19 protein-coding genes are annotated in these 17,873 nt (G+C 66.5%); 5 read left to right on the forward strand and 14 right to left on the reverse strand.

What is annotated here, in order from left to right:
- Window positions 1-139: 139 nt before the first annotated feature.
- A complete protein-coding gene (locus V6F88_RS22720; protein ID WP_332612414.1) occupies window positions 140-1,147 on the forward strand; it encodes an Ldh family oxidoreductase in 1,008 nt (335 codons plus the stop codon).
- A 22-nt stretch (window positions 1,148-1,169) separates the two neighbouring features.
- On the opposite strand, the gene V6F88_RS22725 is transcribed toward V6F88_RS22720, so the two are convergent.
- Window positions 1,170-2,066, reverse strand: coding sequence for an AEC family transporter (locus V6F88_RS22725; RefSeq protein ID WP_332612416.1), 897 nt, complete (start codon window positions 2,064-2,066; stop codon window positions 1,170-1,172).
- A gap of 245 nt (window positions 2,067-2,311) precedes the next feature.
- On the opposite strand from V6F88_RS22725, the gene V6F88_RS22730 reads away from it, so the two are divergent.
- Window positions 2,312-2,548: a helix-turn-helix domain-containing protein gene (locus V6F88_RS22730; protein ID WP_314365245.1), complete on the forward strand. Its 237-nt coding sequence runs from the start codon at window positions 2,312-2,314 to the stop codon at window positions 2,546-2,548.
- Here the strand turns inward: V6F88_RS22730 and V6F88_RS22735 are convergent.
- A complete protein-coding gene (locus V6F88_RS22735) occupies window positions 2,538-3,110 on the reverse strand; it encodes a hypothetical protein (RefSeq protein WP_332612418.1) in 573 nt (190 codons plus the stop codon). The genes V6F88_RS22730 and V6F88_RS22735 overlap by 11 nt on opposite strands.
- 43 nt (window positions 3,111-3,153) lie before the next feature.
- Here V6F88_RS22735 and V6F88_RS22740 point away from each other — a divergent pair, with 43 nt between their 5' ends.
- From V6F88_RS22740 to V6F88_RS22750, 3 genes are all read left to right on the forward strand, one after another.
- Window positions 3,154-4,062, forward strand: a complete 909-nt coding sequence (locus V6F88_RS22740) for an alpha/beta hydrolase (protein ID WP_082134598.1) — start codon at window positions 3,154-3,156, stop codon at window positions 4,060-4,062.
- Window positions 4,063-4,094: 32 nt separating this feature from the next.
- The gene (gshA, locus tag V6F88_RS22745; RefSeq protein ID WP_332612421.1) at window positions 4,095-5,666 is read left to right on the forward strand and encodes a glutamate--cysteine ligase; all 1,572 of its coding nucleotides are present in this window, start codon (window positions 4,095-4,097) and stop codon (window positions 5,664-5,666) included.
- Window positions 5,667-5,751: 85 nt separating this feature from the next.
- Complete coding sequence (locus tag V6F88_RS22750) at window positions 5,752-6,270, forward strand: lipocalin family protein (protein WP_332612422.1); 519 nt, start codon at window positions 5,752-5,754, stop codon at window positions 6,268-6,270.
- A 58-nt stretch (window positions 6,271-6,328) separates the two neighbouring features.
- Here the strand turns inward: V6F88_RS22750 and V6F88_RS22755 are convergent, their stop codons facing one another.
- From V6F88_RS22755 to V6F88_RS22810, 12 genes are all read right to left on the reverse strand, one after another.
- On the reverse strand, window positions 6,329-7,273 hold the full coding sequence (locus V6F88_RS22755) for a succinylglutamate desuccinylase (protein WP_442880377.1): 945 nt from the start codon (window positions 7,271-7,273) through the stop codon (window positions 6,329-6,331).
- Between the two features lie 64 nt (window positions 7,274-7,337).
- Complete coding sequence (locus tag V6F88_RS22760) at window positions 7,338-8,330, reverse strand: Bug family tripartite tricarboxylate transporter substrate binding protein (protein ID WP_332612424.1); 993 nt, start codon at window positions 8,328-8,330, stop codon at window positions 7,338-7,340.
- 157 nt (window positions 8,331-8,487) lie between these two features.
- Window positions 8,488-9,402: a LysR family transcriptional regulator gene (locus V6F88_RS22765; protein ID WP_332612426.1), complete on the reverse strand. Its 915-nt coding sequence runs from the start codon at window positions 9,400-9,402 to the stop codon at window positions 8,488-8,490.
- 11 nt (window positions 9,403-9,413) lie between these two features.
- Window positions 9,414-10,298 (reverse strand): alpha/beta hydrolase, encoded by an 885-nt coding sequence (locus tag V6F88_RS22770; RefSeq protein WP_332612428.1) that lies wholly within the window; start codon window positions 10,296-10,298, stop codon window positions 9,414-9,416.
- Entirely contained in the window at window positions 10,291-11,052 is a 762-nt protein-coding gene (locus tag V6F88_RS22775; protein ID WP_332612606.1) for a GntR family transcriptional regulator, read from the reverse strand. Before V6F88_RS22775 ends, V6F88_RS22770 begins: the two co-directional genes overlap by 8 nt.
- Before the next feature lie 74 nt (window positions 11,053-11,126).
- Window positions 11,127-11,819: an ABC transporter ATP-binding protein gene (locus V6F88_RS22780; protein ID WP_332612429.1), complete on the reverse strand. Its 693-nt coding sequence runs from the start codon at window positions 11,817-11,819 to the stop codon at window positions 11,127-11,129.
- Complete coding sequence (locus V6F88_RS22785) at window positions 11,806-12,576, reverse strand: ABC transporter ATP-binding protein (RefSeq protein ID WP_332612430.1); 771 nt, start codon at window positions 12,574-12,576, stop codon at window positions 11,806-11,808. Before V6F88_RS22785 ends, V6F88_RS22780 begins: the two co-directional genes overlap by 14 nt.
- The gene (locus V6F88_RS22790; RefSeq protein ID WP_332612431.1) at window positions 12,566-13,552 is read right to left on the reverse strand and encodes a branched-chain amino acid ABC transporter permease; all 987 of its coding nucleotides are present in this window, start codon (window positions 13,550-13,552) and stop codon (window positions 12,566-12,568) included. The genes V6F88_RS22785 and V6F88_RS22790 overlap by 11 nt, the downstream gene beginning before the upstream one ends.
- A complete protein-coding gene (locus tag V6F88_RS22795) occupies window positions 13,549-14,463 on the reverse strand; it encodes a branched-chain amino acid ABC transporter permease (RefSeq protein WP_046806597.1) in 915 nt (304 codons plus the stop codon). The genes V6F88_RS22790 and V6F88_RS22795 overlap by 4 nt, the downstream gene beginning before the upstream one ends.
- A complete protein-coding gene (locus V6F88_RS22800; protein ID WP_332612433.1) occupies window positions 14,460-15,653 on the reverse strand; it encodes an ABC transporter substrate-binding protein in 1,194 nt (397 codons plus the stop codon). The genes V6F88_RS22795 and V6F88_RS22800 overlap by 4 nt, the downstream gene beginning before the upstream one ends.
- A 48-nt stretch (window positions 15,654-15,701) precedes the next feature.
- A complete protein-coding gene (locus V6F88_RS22805) occupies window positions 15,702-16,613 on the reverse strand; it encodes a fumarylacetoacetate hydrolase family protein (RefSeq protein ID WP_332612434.1) in 912 nt (303 codons plus the stop codon).
- 90 nt (window positions 16,614-16,703) lie between these two features.
- Window positions 16,704-17,828 carry a cupin domain-containing protein gene (locus V6F88_RS22810; protein ID WP_332612435.1) on the reverse strand — a complete coding sequence of 375 codons (1,125 nt, stop codon included), beginning with the start codon at window positions 17,826-17,828 and terminating at the stop codon, window positions 16,704-16,706.
- Between the last annotated feature and the right edge of the window lie 45 nt (window positions 17,829-17,873).

Here is a 17,873-nt window from a genome sequence, read left to right on the forward strand (position 1 = left end):
GGTGCAGCGACAGGAATTCTAGCATTGCCGGCAGATGCTGCAAGGGCGCCGGCCTGGTGCGAAAATGCGTTTTATCGGCGACATCCCCTTCCCGGCTTTTTTGCGCGGGCGCGTGAATCGCCCCTCTGACAGGAAGGATATGGCTCACATCTATCTGGACGAACTGCAACACCTGGCCGCCGCCGCGCTGGCCGCCGCGGGCGCCAACCCGGCCATGGCCGACAGCACCGCGCGCGCCCTGGTTTTCGCGGAAAGCCAGGGCATCAGCTCGCACGGCCTGTCGCGCGTGCCGTTCTACGCGGGGCATTTGCGCGCGGGGCGCGCCATCGGCTCGGCCGTGCCGCGCATCGTGCACGAACGCGGCGGCGCGGCGCTGATCGACGCGGGTTCGGGGCTGGCGTTTCCAGCCTGCGCGATGGCCGTCGAACAAGCGGCGCGGCGCGCCCGCGAACACGGCATCGCCTTCATCGGCGTGGCCAACAGCCACCATTTTGGCGAAGCGGCCTACCACCTGGAAGCACTGGCGGACGCCGGTCTGGTGGCGTTGGCGTTGAGCAATTCGCCGGCGGCCATGCCCGCCTGGGGCGGTAAGCGGCCGCTGTTCGGCACCAACCCCATCGCCGCCATCTTCCCCCGCCGCAATGGCGCCCGCCTGGTCATCGACCTGTCGCTGTCGCAAGTGGCGCGCGGCAAGCTGATGATTGCCGCGCGCGACAACCAGCCCATTCCGCTGGGCTGGGCGCTGGACGCCAATGGCGAACCCACCACCGATCCGAAGGCCGGGCTGGCCGGCAGCATGCTGCCCGCGGGTGGCGTCAAGGGCGCAATGCTGGCGCTGATCGTTGAATTGCTGGCGTGCGCCTTGACGGGCGCGCACTTCGGTTTCGAAACCGAATCGTTCTTCGTCGATGCCGGCGGCCCGGCGCGGCTGGGCCAGGCTTTCATGGCGATCGACCCCGGCGCGCTGGCGGGCAACAACGCCTATCTGGAACGCGTGGAAACGCTGGTGGACGCCATGCTGGAAGATGACGGCGTGCGCCTGCCGGGAGGCCGCCGCAGGAAGTTGCGCGACGAAGCCATCAAGCACGGCGTGGACGTTCCGGACGCGCTGATGGCGCAACTGCGTGACATGGCCGGCGTGGCCTGACGGCCCGGCGGGTATTGCGTCGTCAGGCGCCGTGGGTGAACCAGAGCATCAGCGGCGCCAGCAGCAGGAACACCACGGTCGACACCAGCACGGCGCCCGCCGCCGTGTCGCCCAGCGTGGTGTAGCGCTTGGCGTACATGTAGCTGACCACGGCGCACGGCATGGCCATCTGCAAGGTCAGCGCGCCGGCCAGCACGGGTTCCAGGTCCAGCGCCCACACCACCGCCAGCCCCGCCGCCAGGCCCACCACCAGCCGTATCGCCGCCACCTTGGCGCCGTCACGCAGGCCGTTGGACGGGATCAGGGCCAACGCGTGGCCCAGGCTCAACAGCATCAGCGGCACGGTCACCGCGCCCAGCATGTGGGCGGTGTCGATGACCCAGGCCGGCACCGGCACATGCAGTAGCCGCAATGCCACCGCCACCACCGAAGCCAGCAGAATGGGGCTTTTCCAACTGCCCTTGGTATTGACGCCCGGCAACAGCCGCACGGCAACGGTGTGCATGACGAACGAGTTGACCGCGAAGAACGCCACCGCCACCGACAGCCCCGCGTCGCCGAAGGCCAATTGAGAAATGGGCAGGCCCAGGTTGCCGGCGTTCGGCAGGCTGGCCGTCGGCAGCAACGTGCGCACCGGCAGCTTCCACATTTTCAGCAGCAGCGCGCCGACCAGCGCGCACAGCAGCAACGCCGCGACAGTGGCCATGGCCACATCCGCCAGCGCGCGGTCATCCAGGTGCGTCGTGACAAAGGTATGGAACACCAGCGCCGGCGTGGTCACGGACGTCACCAGCGTGGTGATGAACGCGCCGCCAAAGGGGATATCGCGCTTGCCCCACAGCACCCCGATGCCCACGCAACACAGCAAGGGCAGCATCAGCACGATGGCTGACAGGTAGAACTGGGCGATGGCCAACATACAACTATTCCGTCAAAGATAAGTGGATCAATGCGCGAAAGCATCAATGCTTGCTAGGCGGCGGCGCGGGCCGCAGCATGCAGCAACTTCACTACAGGGCGCACTGCCCCCGGGCCACCATGACCGCACCGCTTCGCTTCGCCGCGCTCCGAGGATCATCCGCATTCCAACGCTTGTGCGCCTTCCATCCGGACTTGGCCCAGCGCGGCGGGCCATTGTCATCATTGGGGCCACCCGTGCCCGCGATGCACTCGCTGGGCAAGCTGCCCCCCTACAAAGCGCTGTCCGACCGCCAGGCGGCGTGCCTGTATTGGGCAGCTGCCGGCAAGACCAGCTGGGAAACCAGCCGTATCCTGGACGTCGCGGAAAGCACCGTGAATTTCCATTTGCGCAACGCCTGCACCAAGCTGGGCGTGCGCGGGCGCCGCACGGCCGTGGTGGTGGCCCTGCGCCACGGGCTGCTGGACAGCGTCATCGAGTAACCGGGTTGGCCGGGCCCGGCTTGCCGGGATTCACCACCACCGACCTCAGGAATTCGCGCGCGCGTTCGGCGGGCAGGCTTTCCTGGGTGCCGGCGGCCACGGCCTCGATCAGCATGGTGTCGGTGACCCACACCTTGGCTACAAGCCAGCCCGGCTTGCCCATGGCCTTGCCGTGCACTTCGATGTCCTGCCCATACGCCGGCCATTCCGTGGGCGGCGGGGCCTGCATATTCGTGTACAGCGAACGCATCAACGCCATGCCCAGCGCCTGCTTGGCGGCCGGGTCCGCGGCAATGTCCGGCGGCAGCGGCGCCGAGCCCACGGCGAACACGGCCTCGCCCACGGTCGCGCTCGACAAGGTAAAACGCAGGGTATGGGTGTCCAGGGGCAGGTCCCGGCTGTCGGTCGAGACCCGGTCGGGGAATGCCGCGCGCACGTGGCCGTCGGCCACGTCCACTTCGCGCCAGTTGTAACGGGGCGAGCAGGCGGCAACCAACAAAGCCAACCCCACAATCAGGCCGGCTTTCTTGAACATGAAACGAAACAGCGATGAAATCGTCATTACCGTAGACCCGACGGCCCATTCATTTCGAGGAATGCTGAAATTGTCGCCGATTTCCATCACCCCCGCGCCCGACGGCACGCCATTGGCCAACTATCTTTGGCCCGCCGCGCCCAATGTGCCGCCCCCCGTCACGGGGCCGGGCACGCCCAGCGTGTACCTGATGCACGGCCTGAGCGAACACGCCGGCCGCTATGACCGCCTGGCCCGCTGGCTGGCCGCGCGCGGCTGGACCGTGGGCGCGCACGATCACCGCGGCCATGGTCGTTCCGGCGGCCCGGCCGCCACCCTGGCCCATCAGGACGACCTGGTCGTGGACGCGGTTGACCGCCTCCGCGCCTGGACCGCCCTGCAAGGCCGCCCGCCCATCGTGCTGGCCCACAGCCTGGGCGCGCTGGTGGCCGTGCGCATCGCCCTGCGCCGCCTGGCCGAGCTGGACGCGCTGGTGCTCAGCTCGCCGCCTTTTGTCGTGAACGTGCCGATGTGGGTGCGCCGCACACTTACCTGGATGTCGCTGCATGCGCCAGACTTGCGCGTGCCCCATGGCCTGGCGCCCGCCCGCATCTCGCACGACCGGGCCGTCGTCAAAGCCTACCGGTCCGACCCCCTGGTGCGCCGGCGCATGACCGGCCGGCTGGCCCGTTTTGTCGACGAAGGGGGCCGGGAATCGCTGCGCGAAGCCGATCTTCTGCCCTGCCGCACCCTGCTGATGGTGGCGGGCGATGATTCCATCGTGGCCGCCGAAGGCAGCCGCCAATTCGCCCAGCGCGCACCCGCGCAATTGCTGACCCTGCGCTGGTACGACACCGCCTGGCACGAAATTTTCAATGAAACGGCCCCTATTTCCGATCCGGTTTATGCTGACCTGGACGAATGGCTGGCGCGCACGGCGCAGGCATTGTCCCTGCCCCCAGTACTGACTCCCTCGGCACAGGAGGCCGGCACCCCGTAAAATCCCGCGACAGACCCCAACGAGAAGAATCCGTGACTGATACCGCCGCCAACCGCCTCTCCCGCCTAGAGGCCAACCGCTCGCTGCTGACCCAGACGTTGCGAGGCATTGAAAAAGAAGGCCTGCGCGTGGACGAGCAGGGCATTTTGTCGCGCACGCCCCACCCGGCCGGCCTGGGTTCGGCGCTGACCAATGAACACGTCACCACCGATTACTCCGAATCGCTGCTTGAGCTGATCACCGGCACGCACACCGACGTCGATGCGCTGCTGGCCGAGCTCACCAACACCCATCGCCACGTGTACAGCGTGCTGGATCACGAGCTGATCTGGAACCAGTCCATGCCGGCCACGCTGCCGGCCGAAGCCGACATCCCTATCGCCTGGTACGGTAAGTCCAACACAGGCATGCTCAAACACGTGTATCGCCGCGGCTTGGCCGAGCGCTACGGCAAGACGATGCAATGCATTGCGGGCGTGCACTACAACTTCTCGCTGTCCGAAGACCTGTGGTCCGTGCTGGACACGCAGGCCGGGTCCGCGCAAGACCGCCGTTCGCGCGGCTACATCGGGCTGATCCGGAACTTCACGCGCCATTCCTGGCTGCTGATGTACCTGTTTGGCGCGGCGCCAGCGCTGTCCAGCGACTTTCTGCGTGGCCATGACCACCCGCTGGAACGCCTGGGCGACCACACGCTGTACCTGCCCTATGCCACCAGCCTGCGCATGAGCGACCTGGGCTACCAGAACAAGGCGCAGTCGCAGCTCAAGCTTTGCTACAACGACCTGGACACGTTCCTTGGCCGTTTGTACGACGCCGTGACGCAAACGTGGCCCGACTACGAAAAGATCGGCACGCATCGCAATGGCGAATGGATCCAGCTGAACACCAACGTGCTTCAGATCGAAAACGAGTACTACTCCAGCATCCGCCCCAAGCGCGCCACGGGGCGCTGCGAACGCCCCATCACCGCCCTGGCGGAACGCGGCGTGCAATATGTGGAAGTGCGCTGCCTGGATATCGACCCCGAATCGCCGGTGGGCATCGACGCCGATACCAGCCGCTTTGTCGACGCGTTCCTGCTGTTCTGCACCGCGTCCGACAGCCCGTTCTTCCCCGCCAACGGCTACTGTCAGCGCAGCGCCGACAACTTTTCGACCGTCGTCAAAGAAGGCCGCAAGCCTGGCCTGATGCTGGACCGCGAAGGCAAGCCGGTGGCGCTGAAAGAATGGGGCCACGAATTGCTGGACCAGATTGCGCCGTACGCCGCGCTGTTTGATTCGGCCCTGGGCGGCACCGCCTACGCCGATGCGCTGGCTGCGCAACGCGTCAAGCTGGACCAGCCCGACGCCACGCCGTCCGCGCGTCTGTTGCAGTCGTTGACGCAAAGCGGCCTGTCGTTTCACGACTACTCGCTGGCGCAAAGCCGCAAGCATGCGGATACGCTGCGCGGACAAGCCCTGCCCTCGGACCTGGCCGCCGCGTATCAACAGGCGGCAACGCAATCCACCGAAGAGCAGCAGCGCATCGAGCAGTCGGACACGGTGGACTTCGCCACCTACGTGGCACGCTACCACGAGGCCCTGAAGGCCCCGCGCAAATAAGGCGTATCGTTAGGGTTTGCGTACGCGGCGCCTGCCTGACGGGCAAGCGCCGCGGTTCGGTCAGTCTCACTCTGGAGGTTTTTCAATGCGCCGCACCGCAACATTCCTGTTGGCCCTGGCAGCCAGCGTGGGCCTCGCCCATGCCGCGCCGCCGCCCATGCAGACCGTGGATTCGGTGGACCTGAAACGCTATGTCGGCATGTGGTACGAAATCGCCAATTTCCCCATGTTCTTCCAGCGCAATTGCGTCGGCGACACCACCGCCGAATACACCGCGCACCCCGACGGCACCATCGGCGTGAACAATCGCTGCCGCACCAAGGACGGCGATATCGATTCCGCGTCCGGCACCGCCACCGTCGTGGAAGGCAGCAATAACGCCAAGCTTGAAGTCACCTTCTTCAAGCCGTTCAAGGGCGATTACTGGGTGATCGGCCTGGACCCGGAATACCGCTGGTCCGTCGTGGGCACGCCCGATCGCAAGTACCTGTGGATTCTGTCGCGCTCGCCGCAATTGCCCAAGGAAGAGTTGGACAAGGCCCTGGCTGCCGCGAAGGCCCAGGGCTACGAGCTGGATGAACTGCGGTACACGCCGCAGAAATAAGCAGGACGCCGGCTCGCGCCGGCTTTCGCTGACCGCGCCACGCGGCGCGGCTCGGCCATCAGCCCGCGTAGTCGCGGGCCAAGCGCACCACCGTCACGCCCGGCTTCAGTTGACGCAGCGACGGCATGATCAACGTGCAGTTGTCATAGGGCGTCACGATGGGCTGGCCATCTGCCCAGCCGATCACCGAGCCCGCTTGCGCCAGCGTTTCCAGCCCCGTCCAGGGTTGCGCGAACGTCACGTCCATCGACGGTGCCACCACGGCGTCCGTCACTTCCAGCACGCGCTGGGTGTCGGGATCGGGCAGCCGCCAGCCGGCCGGCACATCGGCGGCATCCACCACGCCGGATTCCACCAACATGCGGGCCACCATGTCGCGCGCGACATCGCGCGAGGCCAGTTCGCCATGGAAACCGCATTCGATCAGTAAGGCGCACGCGTCGTCACGCGTGGCATCGCCGAACTGTGCGAAGTCACGCATGCGTACACCGTCTTTGTGGCCCGCGTCCACGATCACATGCTGCGGTGCCTTCAGGCGGCGCGCCAGTGCGATGTTGCGCGGCAAAACGCCCGTCAACAGCAGGGGCGCGCCCGGCTCGTGCATGGAATGCAGGTCCAGCAGCCAGTCCGCACGCTGCACCCACGGGCGCAGCGCCGCGCCGCGTTGGCGGTCGGCGGTGGTGGGGTTGTCCAGGCGCTCGGCGCTCCAGACGCGGTTCATGTCTTCGGTAACGAAGCGCGAGGCATCGTGCCTGGCCAGATCGAAGCGGTCAAACGCGTCCAGGTTGCAGAAGGCCAGCGTCAGGCTGCCCCGGCGCGGCTTCACGCCGGCGGCCAGCAGGTCTTTCAGTGCCCACGCGCCGCACAGCTCGTTGCCGTGCACCAGCGCGCTCACCATCAGCGCCCGCCCCGGCACGCCGGAATCAAAATGCCAGACGCCCGGCGTATCGGTATTGCCCGCGCGTTCGGCGGCGAGGTCGGGAACGGGAAGCTGAAATTGCATGGTGAGGTCCGCTTTCTGACGTAGGTGCTGGGGGGCGATTACTGGGGCCGATTACTGGGGCCGATTACTGGGCTTCGATCTTGGCGGCCTTGACCAGCGCGCCGTACTTCTTGGTTTCTTCGGCCTGGTAGGCCACCAGATCCACGCCCGGCTTGGCCACTTCGCCGCCCGCCTCTTGCATCTTCTTGCGGAACGATTCGGACTTCAGCGTTTCGTCCAGCACGGTGCGCAGTTTGGCCACAACCGGCTCGGGCAAGCCGGCGGGGCCGTACAGCGCGAACCACAGATTGATGTCGACGGATTCAAAGCCGGGCGTGGCCGCCAGCGGCGCAATTTCCGGCGCGGCCGGCGAACGCTTGTTCTCGGTCAGGCCCAGCGCAACGATGTTGCCGCTGCGCACTTGCGGCAGGCCCGAGGACAGCACCAGCATGCCGTAGTCCAGCTGGCCGCTCATCAGGTCCGTAACCAGCGGCGACACGCCGCGATACGGCACGTGTTCGGCGCGCGTGCCGGTGGCCTGGTTGATCATTTCACCGGCGAGATGCAGCGTGGTGCCCACGCCTGACGAGCCGTAGTTGAACGTGCCCGGCTCCGCGCCGCGCAGCTTTTGCAAGTAGTCGGCGGCGGTCTTGACGCCGGAATTCTTGCTGGCGGCCAGCAGCATCGGCTGCGAGGCCACCAGCCCCAGCGCCGTAAAGTCCTTGGCGCTGTCGTACTTGACCGCCGTGTTGATCATGCGGGCAATCACCATTTCGTTCGTGGAGCCCAGGAAAATCGTGTAACCGTCGGGTGCAGCGCGCGCCACGCGCTGGGCGCCGATGGTGCCACCGGCGCCGCCCACGTTTTCCACAACCACGGTCTGGCCCAGGCGCTTGCCCAGTTCTTCGCCCAACAGGCGCGCCGTCAGGTCCAGGCTGCCCCCAGCGGGGTAGCCCACCACCAGCGACACGCTGCGGGCCGGGTAATCGGCGGCGAAGGCGGCCGGGGCGGTTGCCACGGCCGAGGCGGCACAAAACGCAACAAGCGCTGCGCGCAGCGGATGCAGTACGGACTTCATGTTTTCTTCCTTGGGGTGCTGAGGGGTGGACGGCGGAGCCGTCTCGTTGGAGGTATAGGCTGTTATTTTCGCGGCGGCGGTGTGACACGGTTGTGCCGAAACGGCACATCTTCGTGCTTATCCTGCCTAGCGTGCATGGCCGGGCACGATGCCGGCCTTACGCCTTGCGGTTGGCCGTGGCCTCCCAGGCCGCCTCCGCCAGCTCTGTCAGGCGCGCACGCGGACGATACAGCCGCACCTCGAAGGCGATCTCCTCGCTACGGCCGCCCAGGGCCACCAAGGCGCCACGACGACAATCGGCCGCCACCATCGACCATGGCAGCCACGCTACGCCCAGGCCCTTGGCCACCGCGCCATGCGCCGCGTCCAGCGAATCGCTGCGCACGAACGGCGTCAAGGCGTACGGCGTGGTTTCCAGGCGGTCGCCCACGATGCGTTCCATCGCCAGCCCGCCCGTATAAGTGATCAGCGGCACGGCCTGGCCGCCATCTTTCAGCGCGTAGCGGGCGCGGCCGCGCGCATCCGCCTGGCTGACGGGCACCAGCTTGTCGGTGGCCAGCGTCATGTAGCGATAGCGCGCCGGGCTCAGCGGCACCGACAGCGCCGGGTGTTCGTAGCAGCACAGCAAATCCACCTTGCCCTGCTCCAGGCGCACCACCAGGTCTTTCGCCTGGCCCGTGGACAGCTCCACCTGTGTGCCTTCGGTCAGCACCTTGGGCGCGCGGTGACGCAGCCGGGCGATCCAGTCGGCCACCAGCGTGCGCGCCAGACTGCGGCCGGTCGCAATGCGCAGCACCGCCTCGCCGCCCGCGCCCGAACTGCGGATGCGATGGCGCACCAGCCCCATCTGTTCAACCACCTGCGTGGCCGTCTTGAGCAGCGCCTCGCCTTGCGCGGTCAGCGTCACGGGCAGGTGCTGGCGTTCGACCAGCGGCGCGCCCGCCCAGGCTTCCAGCGCGCGAATGCGCCGACCGAACGCGGGGTGCGTCACATGGCGCAGCTCGGCCGCGCGCACGAAACTGCCCGTGCGCGCCAGCGCGATCAAGTCTTCAAGAAGTTTCAGGTCGGCCATCTGCAACTCCGTCAGCGACCCGCCAGCCCCATCATCGCCACGGTGGCGCGGGTAAGCGGGCTATCCGCGTCTTCCAGTTCATTGACCAGATCGAAGTGGTTGCAGTGCGGCGTGGCAATGCGCGTGGACGCCAGACCCGCGGCGTTCCAGGCGGCTTCAAAGGCCGCCGTCTGGTTCTTGAAGCCCTGCGTTTCCAGCCCGCCGACCGCCAGCAGCATCGGGCCGGCCTGCTCGGGCAGATTGAAGATGGGGCTTTGATGCGCGGCCTGCTCGGGCGTCAAGCGCAGCCAGGTATTGGGCAGGATGTCGCACAGCGGGCGCAGGTCGAACAGGCCCGACAAGGCCAGCGTGCCCTTGATGATGTCGTCCGGCACGCCATAGCGCGCGGGCCAACCGGGCGCGACCAGCATGCCCGCCAGGTGCCCGCCGGCCGAGCTGCCGCCCACATAGATGCGTTCCGGGTCCACGCCATAGGCCGCCGCGTTGTGGTACAGCCAGGCCACCGCGCTGCGCACTTCGCGCACCACTTCGCCCAGGGTGGCTTCGGGCACCAAGGTGTATTCCAGCGTGGCCACGGCCGCGCCCGCCGCGTTGAAGGCTTCGGCCATGACGGGCGCGTCTTCCTTGCGCTGGGCGCGCCAGTAACCGCCATGGATGAACACGAATACCGGCGCGGGCGTGCGCGACGCGGCAGGCAGGAACAGGTCCAGACGCTCGTCCTGGCCCATGCCATAGCGCAGGTCCAGCACGCCTGGGCGGCGCGAGCGCACGCGCGCGGACGACTCCGCGTAGCGGCGCACGCAGGCATCAAAGTCCGCCACCGATTCACGGGCGTTGTATTGCACGTCGCGTTCGGCGATGGTGGAAAAGAACAGGTCGATGTCGGGCTTATGCATGTCGTGCCTGGGGGTCGGGCTGTGAAATGATCCGTTCGATGAATTGCGCGGTCTTGCGGTAATGCGCGGCCAGCATGGCCACCGAGCGTTCCGCGTCGCGGGATATCGCGGCGTCCAGCAGCTGGCGATGCTCGTCGTCAACATTGCGTTCCGGCCCGTAGGCGGTGGCGCCCGCACGCGCCGGGCGACGGTAGCGCTCGGTTTGTGCATACAGCTGCGTGGATAGGTCCAGCAGCCAGCGCGAGCGGCAGGCGCCGATCAGCGCGTGATGAAAATCCAGGTGGCGGGCTTCCAGTAGTTCTTCCAGTTCGTCGGACGGCGCGGGCGACTGGCCGGCGCGCTGGGCAGCCAACGTCAGCGCGTGGTACGCGCCCACCAGCCGCGTCTCCCAGGCGTCGTCCGCGTTGGCCAGCGACCGCCGCAACGCGTCGCAATCGATCAGGATGCGGGTTTCACAGGCGTCCCACATTTCGTCGACCGACAGGGGCGCGATGCTGAACCCGCGCGACGTGGTGTTCACGACCATGCGTTCGCTGCGCAAGCGGTTCAGCGCTTCGCGGATCGGCGAAAAGCTGCTGCCGTAGCGCTGCCGCAGCAATTCCAGCCGCAGCGACTGGCCAGGCGCGAAGGCGCCGCTCATGATGTCGCGTCGAAGCAGGCGGTAGACCTGCTCGGACAGCGTGATGTCTTCAACGTCGGCGTTCCCGTCAGACCCGGGCTCGTCCTGGCGGGACGCTTTGATTCTTGGCTTCAACATGCTCTCCAGGTGTCAGCGGCGCGTCCGCCGATCCGCGCACAGGCGGCTCATTCTACTCGCGCGCGGCGGGCTCATATTCCCAGATATCGCTGCGCGAGCTCGGGCTGCGCCGACAGTTCGGCCGGCTTGCCCGACCAAGCCACGCGGCCCTTGTCGACGATGTAGTGGCGGTCGACCAGCGTTGCCATTTCAGGCAGGTTCTTGTCGATGACCAGAATGGTCTGGCCTTCGGACTTCAAGGCGCGCAGGCAGCGCCAGATTTCCTGGCGGATCAGCGGCGCCAGCCCTTCCGTGGCTTCGTCCAGGATCAGCAGCTTGGGGTTGGTCATCAGCGCGCGTCCCACCACCAGCATCTGCTGTTCACCGCCGGACAGCGTGCGCGACGATTGCGTGCGCCGCTCTTTCAAGCGCGGAAACAGCGTGAACACGCGGTCCAGGTCCCAGCCGCCCGCCGCCGCGCGCGCGGTGGCCACCAGGTTTTCCTGCACCGTCAGCGACCCGAACACCCGCCGCCCTTCCGGCACCAGCCCCACGCCCAGGCGCGCGACCGTGCTGGGCGCGGACCGCCCCAGCGTCTGCCCCCGGAACTGCACCGCGCCGCCGGTAGCCGGCAGCATGCCCATCACGGTCTTGACCGTGGTGGTCTTGCCCATGCCATTGCGCCCGATCAGCGAAATGACTTCGCCCTCGCTGGCTTCGAACGACATACCGAACAGCACTTTGCTGGACCCGTAGCCGCCCGTCAGGCCGTCAACCTTCAACATGCTCTTCTCCCAGATAGGCCGCGCGCACCTCCGGATGGCGGCGCACCTCGTCGGGCGGCCCGCTGAACACCACGCGGCCGTAGACCAGCACGCTGATACGGTCGGCCAGCGCAAAGACGGCGTCCATATCGTGTTCCACCAGCAAGATGCCGTAGTCGCCCTTCATGCCTTGCAGCAGCCGCGTCATGCGGGCCGATTCCTCGGGGCCCATGCCGGCCATCGGCTCGTCCAGCAGCAACAGCCGTGGCGACCGCGCCAGCGCCACCGCCAATTCCAGCTGGCGCTTTTCACCATGCGCCAGATCGGCGGACCGTACATGGCGGCGGTCCGCCAGGCCCACGTGTGTCAGCCACTGCATGGCTTCGGCTTTCAACCCCGCGTCGCGGCGCGGATCGGACCACGCGCCGAACGCGCGCCCACCCTTGAGCATGCGCGACAGGATCACGTTTTCCAGTGCGGTGTATTCGTGGCAAAGCTCGGTAATCTGGAACGACCGTCCCAGCCCCAACCGCGCGCGTTCAAAGGCGCGTAGCCCGGTGACGTCGCGCCCGTCCAGGTGAATGGTGCCGGAGTCGGGCCGGATTTCACCGCAGATCTGCGCGATCAGCGTGGACTTGCCCGCGCCGTTGGGGCCGATGATGGCGTGGATTTCGCCGGCCCGCACATCCAGGTCCACGCCATTGGTGGCCACCACCGCGTCAAAGGCCTTGCGCAGCTGCGTCAGCCGCAACAAGCAGTCTTGCGCGTCAATCGGCATGGCGCGTCTCCAGCAATTTTCCGAACAGCCCCTTCTGGCCCCACAGCACCACCAGCACCAGGATAGGCCCCATGTACAGCAGCCAATGTTCGGTCATCGACGACAGCATCTGCTCCAGGCCCAGGAACACGGCCGCGCCCGCGATCGGCCCCAGCAACGTGCCCACCCCGCCCAGGATCACGATTGCCATCAGTTCGCCCGACTTGGTCCACGCGGCCATGTCGGGCGTAACCAGCCCGGCATAGTTGGCCCACAGCACGCCGGCCAGCCCGGTGCCCACCGCCGACAGCACAAACGCGCTCAGGCGATACGGCGTGGGCGCCACGCCCAGGTTCAGGGCGCGCCGTTCGCTTTGCCGCAGCGCCTGCAACACCATGCCGAATCGCGAATTCGTGACGCGGATGCACAGCAGCGTCCACGCCGTCAGCAGCGCCAGGCACACGTAGTAAAAAACCAGCGGGCTTTCCAGGTTGATGCCGGGCAGCACATTGCGCTGCGGAATCATCAGCCCGTCGTCGCCCCCATAGAATTGCAGCGACACCAAGATGAAATAGACCATCTGCCCGAACGCCAGCGTAATCATGATGAACTGCACGCCGCGCGTGCGCAGCGCCAGATAGCCGAACACCCAACCGGCCAGCGCGCACACCGCCAGCGCGATGGGCCACACGACCAGCGCGGCATTGCTGCCGGCCCAGCCGAAGATGGGCCCCGCTTCGGCCGTGTGGAACGCGATGATGCCCACCGCATAGCCGCCCAAGCCGAAGAACATGGCGTGGCCGAAGCTGACCATGGCGCCGTAGCCGATCACCAGGTCGAGGCTGACGGCGGCCAGGCCGTAGATCAGGAACCGCGTGACCACGCCGATCAAGAACGGCGAGCCCGACGCCAGCGCAGCCGCCGGCAGAAGGATCAATACCGTCAGCCCGGCCAGGCCCCAGCGGGCGCGATTGGAAAGTGTCTTTGCCATCATCATCCTCGCGCCGGGAACAAGCCGCCGGGCTTGGCGATCAGCACGATCGCCATCAGCACATAGATACTGGCCGACGCCATGCCGGCGGCCAAAGGGTCCGCCGTGGCGGGCGAGAACATCTTGGACAGCAACTGCGGCAGGAACGCGCGGCCCAGGCTATCGACCATGCCCACCAGCAAGGCGCCCGCCAACGCGCCGCGCACCGAGCCGACACCGCCAATCACGATCACTACGAACGTGGTGATCAGGATGCGTTCGCCCATGCCGATTTCCACGGCCAGCAGCGGCGCCGCCATCACGCCCGCCAGGCCACACAGCAACGCGCCCAGGCCGAACACCAGCGTGTACAGCTTGCGGATGTCCACGCCCAGCGCGTCCACCATTTCTCTGTCATCCGCGCCCGCGCGGATCAGCATGCCGATGCGGGTGCGGTTGACCAGCCACCACAGCCCCACCGCCACCAGCGCGCCGATCGCGATGAACGACAGGCGGATCACCGGATACTGAAAGCCCGGCGCCAGCGTCACCGCGCCTTCCAGGAAAGACGGGATGCCCACCAGTGGCGGGCGCCGGCCAAAAATCAGGCTGACCGCCTCGTTCGAAAACAGCAGCAGGCCGAACGTGGCCAGCACCTGGTACAGGTGATCGCGCTTGTACAGCTTGCGGATCACCAGCACTTCGACCGATATGCCGTACAGCCCCGCCCCCAGCAGCGCGGCCAGCACGCCCGCCAGGAACGAGCCCGTGGTGCCGATGGCGTAGGCCGCGCAGTACGCGCCCACCATGTAGAAGGACCCGTGCGTCAGGTTCACCACGCCCATGATCCCGAAGATCAGCGTCAGCCCGGCCGCCAGCATGAAAAGCATGGCGCCGAACTGCAAACCGTTAAGCAGCTGTTCGAACAGAAGCGTCATGATGGCAACTTGCAGAATTGGGCATAGGCGTCCTTATCGTCGGCCACCAACTTGCGCACCAGATGCGGCGCCAGCACGCCCGCGCTGTCCTTCTCGATGCGCATCAGGTACAGGTCCTGAATTGGATGCTGGTTGGTGTTCATGCTGAACTTGCCGCGCAGCGACGTGAAGTCGGGCTTGCGCAGCGCGGCGCGGAAGGCATCGGCCTTGGACAAGTCGCCGCCAGTGGCTTTCAGGCCCACGCCGATCAGCTGCGCCGTGTCATAGGCCTGCATGGCGTAGTCCGTGGGCACGCGGCCGTAGGCTTCCCTGAAGGCTTTCACGAAGGCTTGCGATGGCGCGTTATCGAAATCCTGCGACCAGATGCCGGTGGTGTACGAGCCCAGCGATGCGTCGCCGGTCGCCTGGATCATGCGCGCGTCCATCGAGAAGCTGGGCATCAGCATGGGGATGCTCTTGTTCAGGCCCGCCGCCGCGTACTGCTTGACGAAGTTGATGCCGGTGCCGCCCGGGTGAAACTGGTAGATGGCATCGGGCGACAGCGAGCGCACACGCGCCAGCTCCACCGAAAAGTCCGATTGGTCCAGCTTGGTGTAGATCTCGGCAATCACCTCGCCCTTGTAGGTGCGCTTGAAGCCTTCGATGGCGTCGCGGCCCGCCTGATAGTTGGGCGCCAGCAGCACCACGCGCTTGTAGCCCAGTTCATTGGCCGCCACGCCGCCCGCCGTGTGGAAGGCGTCGTTCTGGTAGGACGCCACGAAATAATTCGCGTCGCATTTTTCACCGGCAAAGTTCGACGGCCCCGGGTTCAGGCTGACGTAGAACGCGCCCGACTTCACCACGCTGGGCACGACGGCGGCCAGCACGTTGGAAAAGTTGACGCCGGTAAAGAGCTTCACACCGGACTGGATCAGGCGGTCGGCCGCCTGCTTGGCATTGGCGGGTTTCAGGCCGTCGTCTTCGATCACCAATTGCACCGGCACGCCGCCCAGCTTGCCGCCGCCCTGTTTGATGGCCAGGTTGAACGCATCGCGCTCGTCCTCGCCGATGTAGCCGGCCGGCGTGGACAAGGTGGCGATGAAGCCGATCTTGACGGGATCGGCGGCGCGCGCGGCGCTCATCGACATGGCCGCGCCCAGCGCGACGGACAACGCGGCGGCGATGCCGCCCAGTTTCTGTTTCTTGATCATGGTTTCCCCTTGAAGATTGCGTTGCCCGCCTTGCCGGCCGGGTGTGAGCTATACCGCCACAACCGGATGGCGCAACGTGCCGATGCCTTCCACGCACGCCACCACCACGTCGCCGGGCCACAGCCATTCCTGCGGCTTGCGGCCCGCGCCCACGCCTTCGGGCGTGCCCGTGGCGATGATGTCGCCCGGCTCCAGCGTGATGCCGGCGCTGATGTCCGCGATCAGGAACGGCACCTTGAACAGCATGTGGCGCGTGTTCGATCCCTGCTTCTTTTCACCGTTCACGGTCAGCCACAAGTCCAGCACCTGCGGGTCGGGAATTTCGTCGGCGGTAACGATGCACGGCCCGAAGGGCGCATAGGTGTCCTGGCCCTTGGAATAGATCCATTGCCCGGCGCGGCGGCAGTCGCGCGCGCTCATGTCCAGCATGACGCTGTAGCCGAACACGTAGGACAGCGCATCGGCCTCGGCCACGCGCGAGGCGCGGCGGCCCATGATCACGGCCAGCTCCACTTCCCAGTCCAACTGCTGCGTGATCTTGGCGTTGTGTTCGATGGCGTCGCCCGGGCCGATCACGGTGGTGGGCGGCTTGGAAAAGATCACCGGCTGCTTGGGCAGGTCGGCCGACGTGTCCAGCGTGCGGCTGGATTCGGCCACGTGTTCCACATAGTTCAGGCCGATGCCGAAGATGTTCTTGCGCGGGCGCGGAATGGGCGCCAGCAGCTTTACGTTTTCCTGCGGCAGCGCCGTGCCCACGGGCCATTCGCCGCGATAGGCATCCATCAGGCGGCTGGCCTGCGCCACGGCCACCGGCCCCAGGTCGATAAACGCCAACATGTCGTCGGGCAGGTCCACCCCGCCCGCCTCGCCCAGCAATGCCAGGTCGATTACATAGCCTTCGGCCAGCGTGCCAAGCCGGGCGGCGGCGGTGGGATGAGCACGAAAAGTCACCAAGCGCATAGGAACTCCATAGATTCAAGACGTGTTGAGCCAGGCGCGCGGACAACGCCCGCGCGGCGGATGAAAATTTGATGGGAAGGTGGCGCGGCGCTAGATCAGGATTTGATGGCCGTCGTTTTCCTTGACCGCTTCTTCGCGGTATAGCCCCAGCGCGCGCATCACGGGCAGGTCGTTGAAACAGAACAGGCAGGCGTCGTCGTTGGAAGACAGGTTGACGTGTTCGTGGATGGCCCAGGACGGCACGCAGAAAATGTCGCGTTCGGTCCAGTCGTAGCGTTTGCCGTCGATGATGGAATAGCCGCTGCCCTTGGCCACCTGATAGATGAAGCTGCCGGTGTGCCGATGCGCCTTGGTGTGTTCGCCCGGCCGCAGCAACTGCATGCTGGCGCCGATGGTCGGCATGACGGGGCCGCCGGTTGCCGGGTTGACGTAGTCCAGCAGGATGCCGTCGTAGGGGCTGCCGGCGGAGGTGCGGGCGTAGCGGCGCAGGGCGTCGTAGGTGGGTTCCCATTCGTACTTGAACAGCGGCGAATAGGGTTTCGTCCAACCGGATACCTGCGGGCGCAAGGCAACGTTGCCCCAGGCGGCGCTGGTGTCGTCCACGGGATAGGTCACGGTCTGGTTCAGGTCGGGGTGCACGGCGTAAAAACCGGCTTCCAGCGCGTTGACCAGCGGTATGTCCAGGCCGTCCTGCCAGATGCAGGTGGTGCCGTCTTCGGACACGCCATGTTCATGCCAGGTGCCGTTGGGTGTCAGCACGAAGTCGTTCGCACCCAGCGTCATTTTGTGGCCGTCGACCACGGTGTACGCGCCGCGCCCTTCCATGATGAAACGCAGCGCGGAATGGGAATGTTTGTGCGCCGAGGCCAGCTCGCCCGGCTGCATCACTTGCAGACCGGAATACAACCAGCCCACGGCGGCGGCCACATCGCGTCGGCCGGGGTTGTTCAGGTAGATGACGCGCCGGCCGGCTTCCTCGGGCGACACCAATTCAGCCGACCGCAGCACGTGGCCGCGCAAGTCCTGGTAACGCCACACCACGGGCACCGACGCGGAGCGCGGCGCCCAGGGCTCAATCTTGTTCGCCACGGTCCACAAAGCACCGGTTTCCAGGCGGGCGAGCTCCTGGTAATAGGCGATGCGCTCGGGTGAATCCGCCACATTGGCGCGGCCCGCGGTGTCCTCGCGATAGGCGTCGTACCGGTTCGCTTCCATGACTGGCCTCTTTTATAAAACCGTGAAGATTTTCGAAAATAATAG

The sequence above is a fragment of the Achromobacter sp. ESBL13 genome (assembly GCF_036668755.1).
Lineage (GTDB): Bacteria > Pseudomonadota > Gammaproteobacteria > Burkholderiales > Burkholderiaceae_B > Achromobacter.

Coding starts and splice junctions, on each gene's coding strand:
- V6F88_RS22720 (WP_332612414.1), top strand. CDS start 140: ATGGCTCACATCTATCTGGACGAACTGCAACACCTGGCCGCCGCCGCG.
- V6F88_RS22725 (WP_332612416.1), bottom strand. CDS start 2,066: ATGTTGGCCATCGCCCAGTTCTACCTGTCAGCCATCGTGCTGATGCTG.
- V6F88_RS22730 (WP_314365245.1), top strand. CDS start 2,312: ATGCACTCGCTGGGCAAGCTGCCCCCCTACAAAGCGCTGTCCGACCGC.
- V6F88_RS22735 (WP_332612418.1), bottom strand. CDS start 3,110: ATGACGATTTCATCGCTGTTTCGTTTCATGTTCAAGAAAGCCGGCCTG.
- V6F88_RS22750 (WP_332612422.1), top strand. CDS start 5,752: ATGCGCCGCACCGCAACATTCCTGTTGGCCCTGGCAGCCAGCGTGGGC.
- V6F88_RS22755 (WP_442880377.1), bottom strand. CDS start 7,273: ATGCAATTTCAGCTTCCCGTTCCCGACCTCGCCGCCGAACGCGCGGGC.
- V6F88_RS22760 (WP_332612424.1), bottom strand. CDS start 8,330: ATGAAGTCCGTACTGCATCCGCTGCGCGCAGCGCTTGTTGCGTTTTGT.
- V6F88_RS22765 (WP_332612426.1), bottom strand. CDS start 9,402: ATGGCCGACCTGAAACTTCTTGAAGACTTGATCGCGCTGGCGCGCACG.
- V6F88_RS22770 (WP_332612428.1), bottom strand. CDS start 10,298: ATGCATAAGCCCGACATCGACCTGTTCTTTTCCACCATCGCCGAACGC.
- V6F88_RS22780 (WP_332612429.1), bottom strand. CDS start 11,819: ATGTTGAAGGTTGACGGCCTGACGGGCGGCTACGGGTCCAGCAAAGTG.
- V6F88_RS22785 (WP_332612430.1), bottom strand. CDS start 12,576: ATGCCGATTGACGCGCAAGACTGCTTGTTGCGGCTGACGCAGCTGCGC.
- V6F88_RS22790 (WP_332612431.1), bottom strand. CDS start 13,552: ATGATGATGGCAAAGACACTTTCCAATCGCGCCCGCTGGGGCCTGGCC.
- V6F88_RS22795 (WP_046806597.1), bottom strand. CDS start 14,463: ATGACGCTTCTGTTCGAACAGCTGCTTAACGGTTTGCAGTTCGGCGCC.
- V6F88_RS22800 (WP_332612433.1), bottom strand. CDS start 15,653: ATGATCAAGAAACAGAAACTGGGCGGCATCGCCGCCGCGTTGTCCGTC.
- V6F88_RS22805 (WP_332612434.1), bottom strand. CDS start 16,613: ATGCGCTTGGTGACTTTTCGTGCTCATCCCACCGCCGCCGCCCGGCTT.
- V6F88_RS22810 (WP_332612435.1), bottom strand. CDS start 17,828: ATGGAAGCGAACCGGTACGACGCCTATCGCGAGGACACCGCGGGCCGC.